This window comes from Salinicola sp. MH3R3-1 (assembly GCF_001937155.1).
In the GTDB taxonomy this organism is placed as follows: Bacteria; Pseudomonadota; Gammaproteobacteria; order Pseudomonadales; family Halomonadaceae; genus Salinicola; species Salinicola halophyticus.
In genome coordinates this window covers 1-13588 of sequence record NZ_MSDP01000019.1, presented here as the reverse complement: position 1 = coordinate 13588, position 13588 = coordinate 1, and the positions used below count along the sequence as shown (strand labels likewise).

Below are 13588 nucleotides of genomic sequence, written 5' to 3'. Positions count from 1 at the left end.
AGCCAAACCCGAATAAAAAGGATTCACGTTGACGACGCCCGTCTTCCTCGCCGTACTCGCCGGCGCCCTCATGCATGCCAGCTGGAACGCGCTGGTCAAGGTGGGCCTCGATCGGCTGCTGAGCATCTCGTTGATCCAGGCCGCCTGCGCGCTCATTGCTCTCGCTGGCGTGACCTTCGTGCCACTGCCGCAACCGGCCGCCTGGCCATGGCTTGCCGGTTCGGCCGTTCTGCATATCGGCTACAACGTGTTCCTGGCACGCGCCTACCGGGTTGGCGATCTCGGCCAGATCTATCCGATCGCCCGCGGCTGCGCGCCGTTGCTGGTCACCGCGATCAGTGTCTTCGCGCTCAGCGAGCACCCTTCCTGGCTCGGCTATCTCGGCATTATGGTGCTGGTGCTGGGCATCTTGTGCATGGCATTCCGCGGTGGAAAGGGGCCCCGCCTGGAACGTGCGTCGCTGATCAATGCGCTGACGACCTCGGCTTTCATCGCGGGCTACACCCTGGCCGATGGCAGCGGCGCTCGCACCAACGGCGATGCCATCGGCTATGTGATCTGGCTGTTCCTGCTCGACGGTTTCGGCATGCTGCTGGTCCTGATCGCCATGCGTGGCGTTCGCGTTCTCCCCGAGCTGACGCGCCATTGGCGAGTGGGCCTGATCGGCGGCGCGCTCTCCATCGGCGCTTACGGCATCACGATCTGGGCCATGACTCAGGCCCCGATCGCGCTGGTCGCCGCGCTGCGCGAAACCAGCGTTCTTTTCGCCATCGCCATCGGCGTGGTCTGGCTGAAGGAACCGCTACGCCGTGAACGCCTGCTGGCTGCCGGGCTGATTCTGGGTGGCGTCATTCTGACGCATTGGGGATGACTGCCATACCACGGCAAGACTGCTAGGCTTAACGATACTAAGCCACTGCTCTGCCAACGCCGTTCAACCGTCTTGCGGCGCGCATCGACGCTCACTAAGACGAAAGCCATCCAGGCGACAGCGATCGGCAAGGAGCCCATTTTGTCTCTTATCGCTCCACCCAACGCCACCAATGCCGACGGTCAGCCGCGCAAGGTCGGTGTCGAACTCGAATTTGCCGGTGTCGGCCCGATTCAGGCCGCGCGCCTGGTCGAAATGACCTTCGGCGGTCACGTCGAGCAGCACAGCGCCCATCGGCTGACGGTAACCGGCACCCCATGGGGCAATTTTCATGTCGAGCTGGACAGCAAGTATGTCCACCCTGATGAGCAGATACTCGACCGCATTCGTGCCAGCGATGGTCAACCCCCGGGGATCGGCGAACACCTTCGTGCCAGCGTGCACAGTCGCACCCGCGAGTGGCTAGGCGACATGGTGGCAGGTCTGGTGCCGACCGAAATCGTCTGCCCGCCGATCCCCTGGGACGAGCTGGAACGGCTGGATGAGCTGTTCGTTGCCCTACGCAGCCATGGCGCCCAGGGTACCGATGCCAGTCTGCTCTACGGTTTCGGGCTTCATCTCAATCCGGAGATCCCCTCGCCGAGGGTCGAGAGCGTGCTGGCCCATCTTCGCGCGTATCTGATTCTGGCAGACTGGCTACGCGACGAGATCGTGGTCGACGTGACGCGGGACATGCTGCCGCATACCCAGCCCTTTCACAGCGACTACACGCGGAAGGTACTGGCACCGGACTACCATCCCTCCTTGAAGACGTTGATCGACGACTACCTGCTCGCCAATCCGACGCGCAACCGTGAGCTGGATCTGCTGCCACTGTTCTCGTGGCTGATGCCGGATCACCCCAACGAACTGCTGCGTGAGACGCTGGTCAAGCCGCGCCCGACCTATCATTACCGGCTGCCCAACGCGGCGCTATCCGACCCGGAATGGGGCGTGGTCGTGGAGTGGAACCGCTGGGCGGAAGTCGAGCGGCTCGCCGCCGATCGGGATCGACTGGCCGAGCGCGGCGCCGCCTATCGCGAACATCTCGCCCAGCCGACGCTCAGCCGCTGGCTCGACTCCCTTCGACACTGGATGCGTCATTGATGAATTCAGCGAAACGTCCGGGAACGGAAGCCAGATCGCGCCAGACTCGCCCGGTCATCGGCATCACCACCTCGGATCACAAGAGCCTTCTGGCCTGGTGGTGCGACTGGCTCTCGGTCTGGCGCGCGGGCGGGAAACCACTACGTATCTCGCCGTCACGGCCTCTGACGCAGCCAGTGGATGGCCTGGTCATCGGCGGCGGTGACGACATCGGCGCCCAGCGCTACGGTGGCGAAGTGCAGCTTGACGTTCGTATCGATCCGGCTCGCGATGAACTCGAACTCGATCTGCTCGGCCACTACCTGCCGTCGAGTCTGCCGATCCTGGGCATCTGCCGCGGCGCCCAGATCATCAACATTCACTGCGGCGGCAGCCTGATCGAAGATATTCAGACGACCTACAGCCACATCAAGAATCGGCGCATGGTTCTGCCTCGCAAGCGAATCGAGATCGAGCCGTTCAGCCAGTTGGCCGACATTCTCAACCGCCGCTACTGCAACGTGAACAGCCTCCATCATCAGGCCGTCGACCGCCCGGGGGACGGCCTGAAAGTGGTCGCCCACGATCGCGACGATCTCGTTCAAGCCATCGAGAGTGAACGCCACCCGTTCCTGATCGGTGTGCAGTGGCATCCGGAATTCCTGCTCTTCAGTCGCTCCCAGCAGCGCCTGATTCGAGCGCTGGTGGAGGCGGCTCGACAGCAGCGCCAGGCGCCGATTGAAACCGGGGAGCGACAGCGGCCGGTGGATGAAGACTGACCGCACCGCCGCATTCCTTGCCGTATCCCTGGCCGCACCAGGTTGCTATCACCGAGCCATCAGGACGGCATCACCGCCAACCTCCGCCCTGCCGGGGAGCGCAGCAGGAACAGGCCGATGCCGATGCCCATCACCGATAGCGCCGCGACGTAGATCGCCGGCGACATGGGATACCAGCGCATCAGCGTAGTGACGATGATTGGTGTGAAACCACCGAAGAGTGCGTAGGCGACGTTGTAGGAGAACGAGAGCCCGCTGAAACGCACTGCCGCGGGGAAGGCCTTGACCGCAATCGCCGGTATCGCCCCGGTGATACCCACCGAGAAACCGGCCAGCGCGTAGAGCGGCAGCAACTGCTCCGGGCGCTGGCCGACCACGCTCATCATCAGCCAATAGCTCGACCCCAGCAGCGCACTCCACCCCACCAGCGTCGCCCCGCTACCGAAACGATCGGCGCACCAGCCGGCGACCACGCAGCCGACTATTAGACACAGAATCGCCACCACGTTGGCGAGCGAGGCGTCGAGCCCGGCGTACTGCGCCGCCAGCAGCGGCGGCGTCATCAGCATGACGACGACGATGGCTGCGGTCAGAATCCAGCTCACCGCCATGGCCAGCAGTACCCCGCCCAAGTGATCGCGGAGAACTTTCTTGACCGGCAGTTCGGCCGCCAGGGCGCGGCGTTCGCGCATTTCGGCGAAGACCGGCGTCTCACTCAGCCAGCGGCGCAGGTAGACCGCGATGAGTCCGAACGCGCCACCGAGCAAAAACGGTATGCGCCAGGCGCCGCTCGCCAGTTCTGGCGCAGAGAAGTGCGATTTCATCACCGCCGCCACCAGCGAGCCGATCAGAATTCCCGCTGCCAGCCCGGCCGATAGCGTACCGCAGGCCAGGCCGACATGACGGCGCTGGACATGCTCGGTGACGAACACCCAGGCGCCGGGTACCTCGCCGCCCACGGCAGCGCCCTGCAGCATGCGCAGCAGCACGAGCAACAGCGGTGCCAGATAGCCGATCGACTCGTAGGTGGGCAGACAGCCGATCGCCAACGTGGGCAGCGCCATCAGCAGGATCGACAACGTGAACATGCGCTTGCGCCCCAGCAGGTCGCCGAAGTGCGCCATCACGATGCCGCCCAGCGGCCGCACCAGGTAGCCGGCGGCAAAGATGCCGAACGTCTGGATCTGGCGCAGCCACTCCGGCATGTCCGGCGGGAAGAACAGTTGCCCGATGACCGTGGCGAAGTAGACGAAGATGATGAAGTCGTAGAATTCCAGCGCGCCGCCGAGGGCGGACAGCGACAGCATCTTGACGTCGCCACGGGAGAGCGGACGCGACGACTCGGACGAGGTGGGGTCGTGAGACATAGTGATCTTCCAAAAAGGACGGCACCCGAAGGTGCCGTCGCGATCATTCCATAGCGGAACTGCCGAGATCGAAACTCGCTCGTCAGCGCGGTTCGGAACTCGAGACGCGGCTCAGTGCTGCATCAAGGCCAGACGCTGTCCGTTCGGCGCGCGCAGCAGGAAGATACCGATGACGACGCCGAGCGCCGACAATGCGGCGATATAGTAAGCCGGGGCCGCGGGATGGCTCGCCATCAGCGTCGAGACCACCACCGGCGTGAACCCGCCGAAGATCGCATAGGCAACGTTGTAGGAGAACGAAAGCCCGGAAAAACGCACCGCTGCCGGAAACGACTTGACCGCGATGGTCGGCACGACGCCGACGATACCCACGCCGAAGCCGGCCAGGCAGTAGAGCAGCATCAACTGGTCGGGATGGGTCGGCACGGTGTGCATCATGACCCAGTAGGTGATTCCCAGCAGCAGGCTCCACAGAATGATCGTGATGCCGCTGCCGATGCGATCGCAGCACCACCCCGACACCACGCAGCCGATGATCACGCAGACGATCGCCCAGACGTTGGCCAGCGAGGCGTCGATACCGTAGACCGACTGCAGCAGGCTCGGCGTCATCAGCACGACCACTACCACCGCACCGGTGAGAATCCAGGTCACCGCCATCGACAGCACCACGCTGTCCAGATGCCGACTCAGCACACGCTTGACCGGCAGCCCGTCGGAAAGCGCCTTCTTGGCGCGCATCTCGGCAAACACCGGGGTCTCTTCCAGGTAACGACGCAGATAGACCGCCAGGAATCCGAATACACCGCCGATCAGGAACGGCACGCGCCAGCCGTAGGTGCTCATCTCTTCGGGGGTGTAGTAGGACTTCAGAAACGCCGAGATGATCGAGCCGATAAGAATGCCGGCGACCAGCCCCGAGGCCAGCGTGCCGCAAGCCAGGCCCACGTCCTTGCGTGACACGTGCTCGGTGACGAACACCCAGGCGCCCGGGACTTCACCACCGACCGCCGCGCCCTGCAGGATGCGCATCAATACCAGCAGCAGCGGTGCCAGATAGCCGATGGTTTCGTAGGTGGGCAGGCAGCCGATCAGCAGCGTCGGCACCGACATCAGGAAGATCGACAGCGTGAACATGCGCTTGCGACCCAGCAGATCACCGAAGTGCGCCATGATGATGCCGCCCAGCGGGCGCGCCAGATAACCGGCGGCGAAGATGCCGTAGGTCTGGATCATCCGCAGCCACTCCGGCATGTCCGGTGGAAAGAACAGATGCCCGATGACCGTGGCGAAATAGACGAAAATGATGAAATCGTAGAATTCCAGCGCGCCGCCCAGGGCGGAGAGCGACAGGATCTTGATGTCACCGCGTGACAGCGGACGCGACGGAGCCGCATCGTATTGGGGTGCGTTAGCCATGGCCGTGTTCTTTTTTCTGAGGCGTTGAAACGTACGTGTCCAGTAGCCTACGTGCTTCACGGAAGCTCGACAGAGGGTGTCATCCGCCGCACGAAGGGGTCATGACATTATCAGACTTTATAAGTTCCGTCAGTGTGGCCGACGGGTCCTTGGTTGGCTTCCGCGCAAGATCCAGATACCGATACAAAGAGGCTTGCGCTAGAGTCTCTTTCGTCCGCTCCAATCACAGGCCCAGGTCATGAAACCCTTGCTCATCCTGTTGCTCCTCGTCTCCGCGCTGGGCGTATCGACCGTCCATGCATGTCCCAAAGGCCAGCATCCTCACGGCGGAACTGGATCGCACCACAAGGGCGGCTGGTGCTCCTAGCCCCGCGACAGAGCGCCTAATACCCAGACATAAAAAAACCGGCCTCCGAGGGCCGGTTTTTCATCATCGACGGATGTTCAGCTTTCCAGCTTGGCATCCAGCGAAATCTTGGCGTTCAGCAGCTTGGAGATCGGGCAGCCTTCCTTGGCCTTCTGCGCGGCGCTGTCGAAGGTCGACTGATCGGCGCCGGGGATCTTGGCTACCGTCTTGAGCTGGACTTCGGTAATGGTGAAGCCGCTGTCGTCCTGCTCCATGATCACCGTCGCGTCGGTCTTGATGCTCTCCGGCTCGATGCCCTCTTCACCCAGCATCATGGACAGCGCCATCGAAAAGCAGCTGGCGTGCGCGGACGCTATCAGCTCTTCCGGGTTGGTGCCCGGCTCGCCCTCGAAACGGGTATTGAAACCGTAGGGGTTTTGCTTGAGCGCGCCGCTCTCGGTGGATACGACACCCTTGCCTTTCTTGAGACTACCTTTCCATTCGGCGGATCCGGATTTCTTGATCGTCATCATCAACTCCTTCTGGTTCGATGTAACCGTTCGAGGCTACCTGCCATCGCAGTGGATGGAGTGGCAGTCAGTGTAGACCACCTGCGCCAGACGTCATCCCAATCGCTCTCCAACAAGCCGATTCGAAATCGAAAATCCTGTTTTAGGCCTTGAGTGCTGCCAACGCGGAGTCGTAGTCAGGCTCGTTCTTGATCTCGCTGACCAGTTCGGCATGCAAGACCTTGTCCTGCTCGTCGATCACGATGACCGCCCGCGCGCAGAGCCCGGCCATGACACCGCTCTGCAAGGCGACGCCGTAGCGTTCGCGGAACTCCGGATGACGAAAGCACGACAGCGTGATCACGCGGTCCAGACCCTCGGCGCCGCAGAAACGGCTCTGGGCGAAAGGGAGATCCGCCGACACGATCAACACCGCGGTATTGTCGAGGCCGCTGGCATACTCGTTGAACTTGCGCGTGGACATCGCGCAGGTCTTGGTGTCGACGCTGGGAATGATATTGAGCACCTTGCGCTGACCGGCAAAGTCGGAAAGCGAGCGCTCCCCGAGTTCGGCGTCGGTCAGGGTAAAGGCGGGCGCCGTATCGCCAACGACGGGAAATTCACCACCCACTTCGACGGGCACCCCGCCTCGCGTCACGCTTTGCATGATTGTCTACTCCCGCTGGAATGATTCAGAGATCAAAGGAACTAGAGAGGTGGCGTGCCTCGCGGCGCGCCATTCCAGACCAGCATAGCCTATCCCTCGACCTTGCCGGCCGATCGCGTCAGCAGTTCCCGCGATGCTGCCAGGGCTTTCGAATCCGAAGCGCGTAATAACGTCATGTTGCGCTCGGGGATGGCCTCGGGGTCGGCGTGACTTGCGAGTGCTCGTTCGAGCTCGGCTTCGCGCAGGATATGCAGCATCGGGTAAGGCGAACGGTTGGTGGCATTGGCCGCATCGGTCGCCTCGACGCCATCGAAGACATAGTCCGGATGAAAACTCGCCAGCTGATAGATCCCGCGATAGCCCAGATCGTCGAACAGCCGCTCGGCCAGCTCGAGCCAATCCAGATAATCATCGAAATCGTCCATGCCGGCGGGCGCAATCAGCAGCGTGGTGGCAATCGAAGGCTCCGCGTCCAGTCGGCGACATTCGTCCACCAGCTCGTGCAGCAACCCTTCCAGTTCGGCGGACTCGGCCAATGCATAACGAATGGCATCCCGGCGCATCTCGCGCCCGGCAAAAGGACAGATATCGTGGGCCACGACGAAGGATTCGAGCCAGGCTCGGGTGAGGCTGATCGAAGAAGATTCGATGGTGGAACTCCTGAATTCGGATGGGTCACCCGGGTGGCGTGTTCACACAAATCGCAAATCGATTCACGTAAAGCGAACGTACGCGCCACACAAGTCGAGTAATGTTACGCAGTTACCGCGAAAGTGATTTGCGAAACCCGCGAGCGGCGGCCAGCATAACAGTAACACCTTCATGGAAAGGGAGTTTCCGATGCCAGATACGCCGCCGCATATCGTCCTGCCCGAAAGCCTCGGGGCACCGTCAATTGCCCTCCCGGCCATGGGTCAGGGCACTTGGTACATGGGAGAGGATCTCGTTCCCCGTCAGCAGGAGATCGACGCCCTGCGTTACGGCCTGGATCTCGGCATGAGCCTGATCGATACCGCCGAGATGTATGGCGACGGCGGTGCCGAGCGCGTCGTCGGCGAGGCGATACGCGGTCGCCGTGACGACGCCTTCGTCGTCTCCAAGGTCTATCCCTGGAATGCTGGCCGGGATAGCGCCATCGCCGCCTGCGAGCGCAGCCTCGAACGCCTGGGGATCGATTGCCTGGATCTCTACCTGCTGCACTGGCCGGGCAATATTCCCCTCGAAGAGACGTTCGAGGCCTTCGAGCGGTTACGTGATCAGGGCAAGATCCGGCGCTTCGGCGTCTCCAATTTCGATGCCGACAATCTCAGGGCCCTGGACGCCATTCCTGCCGCCACCGAATGCGCAACCGACCAGGTGCTCTACCATCTCGGCTCCCGCGGTGTCGAAGTCGACATCATCCCGTGGATGCAGGACCACCACATTCCAGTGATGGCGTACTGCCCGCTGGCCCAGGGGGGCCGGCTGCGATCCAAACTGCTTTCGTCGAGCGTGGTCAACGAGATCGCCGACAAACACGGTGCCAGCGCCGCGCAGATCCTGCTGGCCTGGGTGATTCGCCCCACCTGCGTGAGTCAGGACGGCATGCGTGGGGTCGTTGCGATTCCCAAGGCGTCGAATCTCGCCCACGTCGAGGCCAATGCGAAGGCGCTCGAAATCGAACTCGACAGCGAGGACCTCACGCAGCTCGATGACGCCTTTCCGGCACCCAAGGAGCCGGTATCGCTGGATATCGTCTGAACTATCGGCGAGGCCGTCGTCTAAAACCGTGTCAGCGCCCTTTCTCATTCAGCACTTTCCCCACTCAGCCCCATCAGGAGCGACGCATGCAAGCGATGTCAGCGACCCCGGCCTCTCCCTACCGCCGTTGGCTACCGGCCTTGAGCCTTGCCCTGGGCGCCACGCTGGCTGGCGCAACGGTGAGTGCCGAGGCCCAGGAAGCCGACGCTGCCGAGCCAGATCGCAAGACAACGCCGCGCTACGGCGCCGAACTGGAAGGCTTCGACTATCCATACCCGGTGGAGCGCTTTCGCTTTACCTCCCAGCGTCAGAAGATGCAGATGGCATATCTGGACGTCCCTGCCGACGAGCCCAACGGCCATACCATCGTGCTGCTCCACGGCAAGAATTTCTGCGCCGCAACCTGGGAAGACTCCATCAAGCGTCTCAACGAGGCGGGCTACCGCGTGATCGCGCCGGATCAGATCGGTTTCTGCAAGTCGAGCAAGCCCGAAGCGTATCAGTTCAGCTTTCATCAGCTGGCGACCAACACGCATGCCCTGCTCGAAAGCCTCGATCTCGACGACGTCACGATCATGGGCCATTCCATGGGCGGCATGCTGGCGAGCCGCTACGCGCTGATGTATCCCGAACAGACCGAGCAACTGGTCTTGGTCAACCCGATCGGGCTCGAAGACTGGAAGGCCATGGGCGTGCCCTATCAGCCGATCGACGAGGCCTACGCCAGCGAACAGAAGAAAGACGCCGAGGGGATACGCCGCTATCAGCAGTCGACCTACTACGTCGGCGAATGGGAGCCGCGCTACGATCGCTGGGTCGACATGCTGGCCGGCATGTACGCCGGGGATGGTGGCGATCTCGTTGCCTGGGATCAGGCGCTGACCTCCGACATGGTCTTCACCCAGCCGGTCATTCACGAGTTTGGCGAAATCAGGGTCCCGACGCTACTGCTGATCGGCGAGAAGGACAACACGGCGATCGGCAAAGGCCTCGCTTCCGATGAGGTCAAGAAAACCCTGGGCCACTACGATGTGCTGGGCGAGCGCGCCGCTGAACGTATTCCCGACGCCGAGCTGGTCGAATTTCCCGAGCTCGGCCACTCGCCGCATATTCAGCAGCCCGAGCGATTTCATGAGGCGCTGTTCGACGGCCTGAAGCGCCTCGACGACTCCTGAGCTCGGCGAGCGATCCTCCAGACCGAACGCTACAGCGATAGCTGGCCCGTCTTTGCGACCGAGCCGCGTCGGGACGCCAGCCGATCCGCCAGCCGGGTCGGCTCCGGCAGCTTGGTCTTGCCCAGGCAGCGCACGACCCAATTGACCGCGCTATCGAGAGACATTCGATGCCCCGGTGACACGAACAGCGGTTTGACGCCTTCTCTCGAGCGCAGAACGGCGCCGACTGTGACGCGGCCGCGTTCGTCGACGGCAACGTCGCTCGGGTCCTGTTCACGTCGGCGGTCGGTCAGCGGCGTCCATTCGCCTTTGACCGACGGTACCTCGCCGAACTGCCCGCACAGCCGGCTCTTGCCCACGCCGATGGTCGGCAGATCGAGCCACAGCCCCAGATGGGAGGCGATTCCCAGTCGACGCGGATGCGCGATGCCTTGCCCGTCGACCATGATCAGAGCCGGGCGCTGCGACAGCTGTTCGAACGCGCCCAGCGCCGCCGGAATTTCGCGAAACGAGAGCAGGCCCGGCACGTACGGCATCCGCGTCGGCTCGCGGTGCACCACCTGCTCGACCAGCGTGAGCGATGGCCATTCGAGCAGCACCAGCGCCGCCCGCGTCGTCTCGCCGCCATCCTCGAAGCCGATATCCATGCCTGCGATCAGGCCGACCTCTCCCAGCGTATCCTCGCGTATGATTCCTGGCGCCAGCTGCTTCTGCAGCGCGATCGCCGCCTCGGGCGTCAGATTCCATTCGTGTAGCGCCATCCTGCGCCTCCCGTCGTCCAGGTCGAGGACTCCAGCCTAGCCGCGGTAAGCGCCGACCTCCAATCGCGATTCGCCCCTTCAACGGGCTCGGCATCGCGTTACACTTGGCGACGCTTTTGCCTCTTCACTCTCTCTTCGTTGCAACAGGGCGCCGCGCCGTGAAATTGATCCACACCGCCGACTGGCATCTGGGCCAGTCTTTCCATGGCCAGGAACGCCATGTCGAACATCGCGCCTTTCTCGACTGGCTGCTGGCGACACTCGTCGAGCGCCGCCCCGATGCCTTGCTGATCGCCGGCGATATCTTCGATGTGGTCAACCCTTCGCTGCGCGCCCAGGAACTGCTCTACGACTTCATCGTCGCCGCCCACGCCGCCCTGCCGGACCTGGAAATCGTGATGATCGCCGGCAACCACGACAGCGGTTCGCGTATCGAGCTGCCGGCACCGTTGATGAAGAGCCTCAAGACCCATGCTCTGGGCCGCGTGCACTGGCTCGACGACGGTCGTCTCGACAGCGACCATCTGCTGATCCCGCTGCATGACGCCGATGGCACGCTCAAGGCCTGGTGTCTGGCGCTGCCCTTCCTGCGCCCCGCCGAGGTGACCGGCGGCGAGATCGATGACTATCGCCAGGGCATTGCTCGTGTCCATGCAGAGCTGATCGCCGCGGCCGAGGCGTGCCGCCAGCCGGGTCAGGCGCTGGTGGCGATGAGTCACGCGCATCTGCAGGGTGCCGCGGTCTCCGAGGCGAGCGAGCGCCCCATCGTCATCGGTGGCGAGGAGTCGGTCCCGGCGACGCTGTTTCCCGATTCGATCGCCTATGTCGCGCTCGGCCACCTGCATCGGCCCCAGCAGGTCGGCGAGCCACGCATTCGCTACAGCGGCTCGCCGCTGCCGCTCGATTTCAGCGAGAGCCACTATCCGCACCAGGTGGTCGAACTCACCCTCGACTGCGAAACGCTGGGCGAGATCGAGACGCTGCCGATCCCGCGTCACGTGGCACTGATACGCGTGGGCCCGGGCAGTATCGAAGAGATCGAGCAGACGCTTGGCGAACTGGAGACGGATGCCGATCTTCCTCGTGAACGCTGGCCGTGGCTGGAGATCCGGGTCGATCTCGACGCCCCTCGCCCCGATCTGCGCGCCCGCATCGAGGCCGCGATGGCGGACAAGCCGCTACGTCTGTTGCGCATTCACAGCCGCTACCCCAACGCCAGCGGGCGCGACGATGCGGACGCCAACGTCGACCTCGACAGCCTGACCCCGCAGGAGATTTTCACCCGCACCTGGCAGACGCGCTACGGCGATGCGCCGCCGGATGACGTCATGGCGGATTTTGCCAGTCTGCTGCAGCAGGTCCAGGACGCGGAAAGCCGCCATGAGGGGAGCGAGACATGAAAATCCTCGCCATCCGTCTGGAAAACCTCGCCTCGCTGGCCGGCCATCACGAGGTCGACTTCACCGCCTCACCGCTGGCCGACCAGGGTCTGTTCGCCATCACCGGCCCCACCGGCGCCGGCAAGAGCACCCTGCTGGACGCGCTGTGCCTGGCGCTCTACGGCAGCACACCGCGCCTGCGCCAGGCACCGAAACGGGACTCTCAGATCGCCGACGTCAATGACGACACCTTGACCACCGCAGACGCGCGCACCTTGCTGCGTCGAGGCTGCGCCAGTGGCTTCGCGGAAGTCGATTTCGTCGGCCGCGACGGGCGCCGCTATCGGGCACGCTGGGCGGTGCGCCGCGCCCGCAACAAGATCGACGGCAGCCTGCAGAAGATCGAACAGTCATTGACCGACCTGGATGCCAACCAGCTGCTCACCGCACAGACGCGGGAGTTCGAGAAGCTGCTGCCCGAGCGGCTGGGACTCAAGTTCGACCAGTTCACCCGAGCCGTGCTGCTGGCCCAGAGCGAGTTCGCCGCCTTCCTCAAGGCCGACGACAATGAGCGCAGTGAACTGCTGGAGCGTCTGACCGACACACAGCACTACTCGGAAATCTCCAGAGCTGCCTATCAGCGGGTTCGGGATGCCAAAAGCATTCTCGATGCCATCGAGGTCAGGCTCGCCGACGCGTTGCCGGTAGACGCCGAGACGCGCGCGGCCTATGAACGACAGGCTCAGGCCGAGGAGCAGGCGCTGGCCGACCTCCAGACCGAGCTATCGCGCCATCAGACACAGGGCATCGAACTCGAGCGCGAGTCCCAACTGGCGCAGGCCTGGCAGCAGGCCGATGACAGCTGGCGCCAGGCCGATCGCGAATGGCAACAAAATCGGGGGGAACGCGAGCAGCTCGCCCAGCTCGATGAGCTGGCACCCTGGCGGGAGCGGGCAAAGCGCCGTCAGACGCTCGAAAGTACACTTGCCGGGCATCGCCAGACGCTGGCCAGGGAGCGTCGCCAGTCCGAGGATTGCGATCGGGAGCGCGAGGCACTCGAGCCGCAGCTCGCTAGCGCCCGGCAAGCCCACGAACAAGCCCGACTCGACGATCGGGAAGCCCAGCCGCAACTGGACGAGGCCCGCCAGCTGGCCGCCGATCTCGAGCACCAGCGCCAACAGCTCATCCAGCAGCAGCGCGAGCACCGCCAGCTCGCCGAGGCAACGCAGGCCGACGCGCAGCGCCGAACGCAGTTGCAGGAAGCACGCCAGCCACTCGAGACACGCCTTCGCGAGCAGCAGGCGACCCTCGAAGGGCTGCTGAAAGGCGCTGGCGAGCCGGGCGAGCGTCCAAGCGCCCATGAACTGCGCTCGACCCTGAATCGCCGGCGCGATCTGGCGCAAGGTGAGTTGCAGGCACTGCAGGATCTGCAGCAGGACTGGCGTGAAGG

At 63.6% G+C, this 13588-nt stretch carries 13 protein-coding genes; 7 read left to right on the top strand and 6 right to left on the bottom strand.

Annotated elements, in window-relative coordinates:
- The first annotated feature begins 28 nt into the window (after window positions 1-28).
- The 3 genes from BTW08_RS12705 to BTW08_RS12695 all read left to right on the top strand — a co-directional run bounded on the left by BTW08_RS12705 (window position 29) and on the right by BTW08_RS12695 (window position 2775).
- Window positions 29-871 carry an EamA family transporter gene (locus BTW08_RS12705; RefSeq protein WP_075562904.1) on the top strand — a complete coding sequence of 281 codons (843 nt, stop codon included), beginning with the start codon at window positions 29-31 and terminating at the stop codon, window positions 869-871.
- A 141-nt stretch (window positions 872-1012) separates the two neighbouring features.
- On the top strand, window positions 1013-2017 hold the full coding sequence (locus BTW08_RS12700; RefSeq protein WP_075562903.1) for an amidoligase family protein: 1005 nt from the start codon (window positions 1013-1015) through the stop codon (window positions 2015-2017).
- The gene (locus BTW08_RS12695; protein ID WP_075562902.1) at window positions 2017-2775 is read left to right on the top strand and encodes a type 1 glutamine amidotransferase; all 759 of its coding nucleotides are present in this window, start codon (window positions 2017-2019) and stop codon (window positions 2773-2775) included. Before BTW08_RS12700 ends, BTW08_RS12695 begins: the two co-directional genes overlap by 1 nt.
- A gap of 59 nt (window positions 2776-2834) precedes the next feature.
- On the opposite strand, the gene BTW08_RS12690 is transcribed toward BTW08_RS12695, so the two are convergent.
- The 5 genes from BTW08_RS12690 to BTW08_RS12670 form a co-directional block, all read right to left on the bottom strand.
- Entirely contained in the window at window positions 2835-4142 is a 1308-nt protein-coding gene (locus BTW08_RS12690) for an MFS transporter (protein ID WP_075562901.1), read from the bottom strand.
- Window positions 4143-4253: 111 nt separating this feature from the next.
- Window positions 4254-5561 carry an MFS transporter gene (locus BTW08_RS12685; RefSeq protein ID WP_075562900.1) on the bottom strand — a complete coding sequence of 436 codons (1308 nt, stop codon included), beginning with the start codon at window positions 5559-5561 and terminating at the stop codon, window positions 4254-4256.
- Between the two features lie 444 nt (window positions 5562-6005).
- Complete coding sequence (locus BTW08_RS12680) at window positions 6006-6437, bottom strand: OsmC family protein (protein ID WP_075562899.1); 432 nt, start codon at window positions 6435-6437, stop codon at window positions 6006-6008.
- Between the two features lie 142 nt (window positions 6438-6579).
- Entirely contained in the window at window positions 6580-7083 is a 504-nt protein-coding gene (tpx, locus tag BTW08_RS12675) for a thiol peroxidase (RefSeq protein ID WP_075562898.1), read from the bottom strand.
- Between the two features lie 89 nt (window positions 7084-7172).
- Window positions 7173-7718, bottom strand: coding sequence for a DUF1415 domain-containing protein (locus tag BTW08_RS12670; protein WP_281492020.1), 546 nt, complete (start codon window positions 7716-7718; stop codon window positions 7173-7175).
- A gap of 205 nt (window positions 7719-7923) precedes the next feature.
- Between BTW08_RS12670 and BTW08_RS12665 the strand changes: the two genes are divergently transcribed.
- Both BTW08_RS12665 and BTW08_RS12660 read left to right on the top strand, forming a co-directional pair.
- Entirely contained in the window at window positions 7924-8823 is a 900-nt protein-coding gene (locus tag BTW08_RS12665) for an aldo/keto reductase (RefSeq protein WP_075562896.1), read from the top strand.
- 86 nt (window positions 8824-8909) lie between these two features.
- Entirely contained in the window at window positions 8910-9998 is a 1089-nt protein-coding gene (locus BTW08_RS12660; protein WP_246837735.1) for an alpha/beta hydrolase, read from the top strand.
- Window positions 9999-10027: 29 nt separating this feature from the next.
- Here BTW08_RS12660 and nfi read toward each other — a convergent pair whose 3' ends face one another.
- A complete protein-coding gene (gene nfi, locus BTW08_RS12655) occupies window positions 10028-10759 on the bottom strand; it encodes a deoxyribonuclease V (protein WP_075562895.1) in 732 nt (243 codons plus the stop codon).
- Window positions 10760-10917: 158 nt separating this feature from the next.
- Here nfi and BTW08_RS12650 point away from each other — a divergent pair, with 158 nt between their 5' ends.
- Both BTW08_RS12650 and BTW08_RS12645 read left to right on the top strand, forming a co-directional pair.
- Window positions 10918-12159: an exonuclease SbcCD subunit D C-terminal domain-containing protein gene (locus tag BTW08_RS12650; protein ID WP_075562894.1), complete on the top strand. Its 1242-nt coding sequence runs from the start codon at window positions 10918-10920 to the stop codon at window positions 12157-12159.
- The coding region (locus tag BTW08_RS12645) for an AAA family ATPase (protein ID WP_168170660.1) at window positions 12156-13588 on the top strand (1433 nt) is incomplete at its 3' end. The genes BTW08_RS12650 and BTW08_RS12645, both read left to right, overlap by 4 nt.

Excerpts from the sequence above, each read along its gene's own strand:
- BTW08_RS12665 (WP_075562896.1), top strand. The coding sequence starts at position 7,924 with ATGCCAGATACGCCGCCGCATATCGTCCTGCCCGAAAGCCTCGGGGCA.
- BTW08_RS12680 (WP_075562899.1), bottom strand. The coding sequence starts at position 6,437 with ATGACGATCAAGAAATCCGGATCCGCCGAATGGAAAGGTAGTCTCAAG.
- BTW08_RS12685 (WP_075562900.1), bottom strand. The coding sequence starts at position 5,561 with ATGGCTAACGCACCCCAATACGATGCGGCTCCGTCGCGTCCGCTGTCA.
- nfi (WP_075562895.1), bottom strand. The coding sequence starts at position 10,759 with ATGGCGCTACACGAATGGAATCTGACGCCCGAGGCGGCGATCGCGCTG.
- BTW08_RS12660 (WP_246837735.1), top strand. The coding sequence starts at position 8,910 with ATGCAAGCGATGTCAGCGACCCCGGCCTCTCCCTACCGCCGTTGGCTA.
- BTW08_RS12695 (WP_075562902.1), top strand. The coding sequence starts at position 2,017 with ATGAATTCAGCGAAACGTCCGGGAACGGAAGCCAGATCGCGCCAGACT.
- BTW08_RS12690 (WP_075562901.1), bottom strand. The coding sequence starts at position 4,142 with ATGTCTCACGACCCCACCTCGTCCGAGTCGTCGCGTCCGCTCTCCCGT.
- tpx (WP_075562898.1), bottom strand. The coding sequence starts at position 7,083 with ATGCAAAGCGTGACGCGAGGCGGGGTGCCCGTCGAAGTGGGTGGTGAA.